This is a genomic window from Nostoc sp. WHI (genome assembly GCF_015714725.1).
Lineage (GTDB): Bacteria > Cyanobacteriota > Cyanobacteriia > Cyanobacteriales > Nostocaceae > Nostoc.
Window position 1 is genome coordinate 1 of record NZ_WBKM01000187.1, and the last position, 4,840, is coordinate 4,840.

Annotated in this window: 4 protein-coding genes and 2 pseudogenes; 4 read left to right on the plus strand and 2 right to left on the minus strand. The window is 41.9% G+C overall.

Annotated elements, in window-relative coordinates; genetic code table 11:
- Nucleotides 1-315 (plus strand): annotated as a pseudogene (locus F8S12_RS19345) (Uma2 family endonuclease); the annotation flags it as partial.
- A gap of 34 nt (nt 316-349) precedes the next feature.
- Nucleotides 350-1,018, plus strand: a complete 669-nt coding sequence (locus tag F8S12_RS19350; protein WP_196517721.1) for a Uma2 family endonuclease — start codon at nt 350-352, stop codon at nt 1,016-1,018.
- A gap of 38 nt (nt 1,019-1,056) precedes the next feature.
- Here F8S12_RS19350 and F8S12_RS19355 read toward each other — a convergent pair whose 3' ends face one another.
- On the minus strand, nt 1,057-1,257 hold the full coding sequence (locus tag F8S12_RS19355) for a hypothetical protein (protein ID WP_196517722.1): 201 nt from the start codon (nt 1,255-1,257) through the stop codon (nt 1,057-1,059).
- A gap of 208 nt (nt 1,258-1,465) precedes the next feature.
- On the opposite strand from F8S12_RS19355, the gene mnmE reads away from it, so the two are divergent.
- Nucleotides 1,466-2,860, plus strand: a complete 1,395-nt coding sequence (mnmE, locus tag F8S12_RS19360; protein ID WP_196517723.1) for a tRNA uridine-5-carboxymethylaminomethyl(34) synthesis GTPase MnmE — start codon at nt 1,466-1,468, stop codon at nt 2,858-2,860.
- Between the two features lie 323 nt (nt 2,861-3,183).
- Here the strand turns inward: mnmE and F8S12_RS19365 are convergent, their stop codons facing one another.
- A complete protein-coding gene (locus tag F8S12_RS19365; RefSeq protein ID WP_196517724.1) occupies nt 3,184-4,122 on the minus strand; it encodes a site-specific integrase in 939 nt (312 codons plus the stop codon).
- A gap of 85 nt (nt 4,123-4,207) precedes the next feature.
- Here F8S12_RS19365 and F8S12_RS40740 point away from each other — a divergent pair.
- Nucleotides 4,208-4,840, plus strand: a pseudogene (locus tag F8S12_RS40740) (IS630 family transposase); the annotation flags it as partial.

The following is a 4,840-nucleotide window of genomic DNA, read 5'->3' on the forward strand; positions in this document are numbered from 1 at the left end:
GAAACTTTAGAATTTACAGGGTTCCATTTGCTTGATGGTGAATATCAACCACTCCAACCAAATCCTCAAGGCTGGTTGTGGAGTCAACAATTAGGTTTATATTTAGGGGTTTATCAAGAAAATTTACGCTTTTACACTCCTGAAGGGGAACTAGTTCCAACGCCGGAAGAAGTGGCACAACAGGAGACGCAACGAGCAGAACAAGAGACGCAACGGGCACAACAGGAGACGCAACGGGCACAACAAGAGAAGCAACGCAGCGATCGCTTGGCGGCAAAACTGCGAGAATTAAACATAGATCCAGATACTATTTAGCTTCCACATCTAAAGTACCTAGAGACTTTCTACCATGTCTGTCACCAAAGATTTTCAAGTCCTAAAAGATGTTATATTTCCGCCAGGGGATTTATATAGTGACGAACCGCCTTTGGAAACTGACTTGCATCGATTGCAAATGACACTGCTCATCCAATGCTTAGAATGGTTGTGGCAAAATCGCAACGACTTCTATGCTTCGGGTAATCTCACCATCTACTACAGTCCACGCCAGCGCAAATCAGAAGACTTCCGGGGGCCAGATTTTTTTGTGGTACTGGGGACTGAACGCAAGCACCGTAAAAGCTGGGTTGTTTGGGAAGAAGATGGCAAATATCCAAATCTAATTATAGAAATTCTCTCCGATAGCACAGGCAATACTGATAAAGGCTTAAAAAAACAAATTTACCAAGATATTTTTCGCACACCAGATTACTTCTGGTTTGACCCAGAAACTTTAGAATTTACAGGGTTCCATTTGCTTGATGGTGAATATCAACCACTCCAACCAAATCCTCAAGGCTGGTTGTGGAGTCAACAATTAGGTTTATATTTAGGGGTTTATCAAGAAAATTTACGCTTTTACACTCCTGAAGGGGAACTAGTTCCAACGCCGGAAGAAGTTGCACAACAGGAGACGCAACGCAGCGATCGCTTGGCGGCAAAACTGCGAGAATTAAATATAGATCCAGATACTATTTAGCCTCCGCATTGTCTTGCTAGTGCCTGTTACCACGAATGCTATGGATCTTCAGGAAAAACCCATTTTGGCGGTTCCGTAATTTTTTTCCGCAGACGTTCTTGTGCCAATTCCAACATTTTATCTAAGGGAGTCTCTTCAATAAATTTTGCAGCGGCCTCTCTATACTCGATATTGGGGCATTTATCCCCTAAAACACAGCCGTTAACACAGGCTTCGGCGCAGTTAATCTTTTGCTCCACAGTAAATTCCTCTCTAAAAATTATGGGTTATGACTCCTCACTCTTTACTCCCAGGCATTACCCTCCAGGTAAATTTTACCTTGCCAGTTGCCATTTCATTAGTCTAAATACTTACCATTTAGAAAGTTATTAGTTATGAGTTATGATTTTGACTCTTAAGTACAGACGCGATTAATCGCGTCTCTCCTCACTCTTATGAAGGACACTCATGTCAGAAGTTTTTGCCACCACTGGAACCATCGCCGCGATCGCTACTGCTATTGTCCCTCAACAGGGTAGCGTTGGCATTGTGCGGGTATCTGGTTCCCAAGCAATGGCTCTAGCCCAAACTCTCTTTCACGCACCAGGGCGACAAGTTTGGGAAAGTCACCGGATTCTCTACGGTTACATTCGTCATCCCCAGACGCAACAACTGGTGGATGAAACGCTGTTGTTGATCATGAAAGCACCCCGTTCTTACACCCGTGAAGATGTGGTGGAGTTCCATTGCCACGGGGGAATTATGGCAGTGCAACAGGTGTTGCAATTGTGTTTGGAAAACGGTGCTAGACTAGCGCAACCGGGAGAATTTACTCTCCGCGCCTTTTTAAATGGACGATTGGATTTAACTCAAGCCGAAGGTATTGCTGATTTAGTGGGAGCTAAATCGCCCCAAGCGGCTCAAACTGCCTTAGCTGGTTTACAAGGAAAATTAGCTCATCCGATTCGCCAGTTACGCGCTAACTGTTTAGATATTCTGGCAGAAATTGAAGCTCGAATCGATTTTGAGGAAGACCTGCCTCCTTTGGATGATAAAGTCATAATATCAGAAATTGAGAAAATTGCCGCAGAAATAACCAGGTTATTGGAAACCAAAGATAAAGGAGAGTTGTTACGCACTGGTTTAAAAGTGGCAATTGTTGGGCGTCCGAATGTGGGTAAGTCCAGCTTATTGAACGCTTGGAGCCAAAGCGATCGCGCCATTGTGACTGACTTACCAGGTACAACCCGCGATGTTGTAGAATCTCAGTTAGTTGTCGGCGGAATTCCTGTACAAGTACTAGATACTGCGGGGATTCGGGAAACAACAGACCAAGTGGAAAAAATTGGCGTGGAGCGATCGCGTCGTGCTGCAAATGCAGCCGATTTAGTCTTGCTTACCATCGATGCTTCATCTGGGTGGACAGAAGGCGATGAAGAAATTTATAAACAGGTACAACACCGTCCGTTAATTCTAGTTATCAACAAAATCGACTTAGTAAAAGAAGACGATAGGAAAAATCTTCAGTTGCAAATGCCAAATTCCAAATCTAAAATTGTCACAGCAGCAGCAAAAAATCAAGGTATTGATGTTTTAGAAACAGCAATTTTAGAGATAGTTCAAACGGGAAAAGTGCAAGCTGCTGATATGGATTTAGCCATTAACCAAAGGCAAGCAGCAGCCTTAACTCAAGCTAAAATTTCTTTGGAACAGGTACAAGCAACCATTGCCCAGCAGTTACCTCTTGATTTTTGGACAATTGACTTACGGGGTGCGATTCAGGCACTAGGAGAAATTACTGGCGAAGAAGTTACAGAATCAGTTTTAGATAGAATTTTTAGCAAGTTTTGTATTGGAAAGTAATCTATTTATAATAGCAATACCTTTGCCAATTTACGAGGGTGAGTTGATATCTGAACTCCCTTTTCTCTGAGGCTTGGCAAAAACAATAAGTCCTAAAAATTCCTTCAAGGTTTCCCACAAGGTTTTTTAACGTATTGTCCGTAGTATCAAGGGTTTGATATTCCAAGCTACCTTATAAGCTAAACGCTTATGTATGGGTCATTTTGCCATTTTTGCCCAAATTTTTGTTGGCTCTTATTTTGGCAAAGGTATTGTAATAGACTACCCCACAGCCGAGGTTTGAGGACTTAATAACTAAATTTTGAGTAGCATTTGAGTAGAAGCTAAAAATCCGGGCATTCAGCCTCAACGACATTAGGATGGCAGTAATATTTCAAAACGGTTTCTACCTTGTCGCCGATCCACTTGGCAACCTTGTCGGGGGAAACGCCTTGAGTAATAGCCCAAGTTGCAAAGGTATGGCGTGTGGCATAGGGTTTCAAGTAAAAAGGCAAGTGCCCCCTTTCCACTAATTCACTGACTACTCCTAGATACCGATACTCACGCCCATTTGATTTATATCTTTGTCCATTCCAGGCTTTGTGTAGGACAGCAGAGATTAACGGATCGCCAAGTTTATCCGTGAAAATCAAGGTGCTGAGATCGGATCGAGTTGGTCTTATGTCAAGCAGTAGTTTTTGAAGTTTAGAACCACGAACACTTGGGAATGTCCTTTTAACCCCGTTTTTTGTGCTTTTTAATATCCGGTATAAGTTCCGTGATTTATTAATATTTATTTGACAGCAATCAGATGAGATATCCCCCCAAGTAAGAGCGAACGCCTCGCCAGGACGACAACCTGACCAAAACAGAAATTTGACTAATGATGAATAATGACAATATTCAGAGTGATTTTCAAATGCTTTGATAATTAAATCTCTCTGCTCCAAAGTGAACGCTCGACGGTCTTCACCAATAGATTTTTTCTTAGCTTGTTTGGTTTTTAGTGGCTCAAAGGGGTTGTCTGGTATCAGTTGAGATATGACAGCCCACTGACAACACTGGCTGTAATGGTTGACCAGTAGCCAAGCCATTTGCCGTGTGGTGGTGGACAGCAACCAATCTCTAATCTTCACCGCGTCATCGAGGAAATGCGTAGGAAGACGCTCTGTATAACGAAGTATACGGACGTAGCGATTTAGTATGGTTGTTTGCTCAAGCTGTGTTTCCTGAAAGTCGGTGAACTTATTCCAGAGTTGCAGAAGGTTGTATTTGTATAGCAACCGCCAAGATGGTTAGGACAAACAGTATAATCTCTAATGAAAGTAAGATTAGATACAGATTATATATTCAGTATAAAAACAGATTATGGCAAAACCGTACAGTTACGACTTACGTCAGAAGGTAATTCAGGCAATCGAGTTAGACGGAATGAAGAAGAGTGAAGCGGCTCAAGTTTTTCAAATCAGTCGAAATACAATCAACCTTTGGCTTCAACGAAAAGCCAGCACGGGAGATTACAAAGTGTTACCAAGTCAACCACCAGGAAATAGTCATAAAATTACTGACTGAGAAAAATTTAAGAAATTTGTCGAGGTTAATGGGGATAAAACTCAAGTAGAAATGGCTGAACTATGGCCGGAAAAAATTAGCGATGCCTTCGGCGAGCTACGCTAACGCACAATATCAAGAGCCTTAAATAAAATTGGGTTTACTCGTAAAAAAAACTTATGGTTATCAAGAACGAGATGAAATTAAACGGCAAGAGTTTAGAGAAGAGATAGCATTGTATAAACCAGAGAAAATAGTTTATATAGATGAAGCTGGAATGGATAATAGAGAAGATTATGGCTATGGTTGGAATAGCAAGGGTGAGCGTTTCCATGCACTCAAAAGTGGCAGGAGAAAAGGTCGAGTTAATATGATTGCCGCATATTGTAATGGGAATTTATTTGCTCCATTTACTATTGAGGGAGCTTGCAACAGAACTGTATTTGAGAC

Excerpts from the sequence above, each read along its gene's own strand:
- mnmE (WP_196517723.1), top strand. The coding sequence starts at position 1,466 with ATGTCAGAAGTTTTTGCCACCACTGGAACCATCGCCGCGATCGCTACT.
- F8S12_RS19350 (WP_196517721.1), top strand. The coding sequence starts at position 350 with ATGTCTGTCACCAAAGATTTTCAAGTCCTAAAAGATGTTATATTTCCG.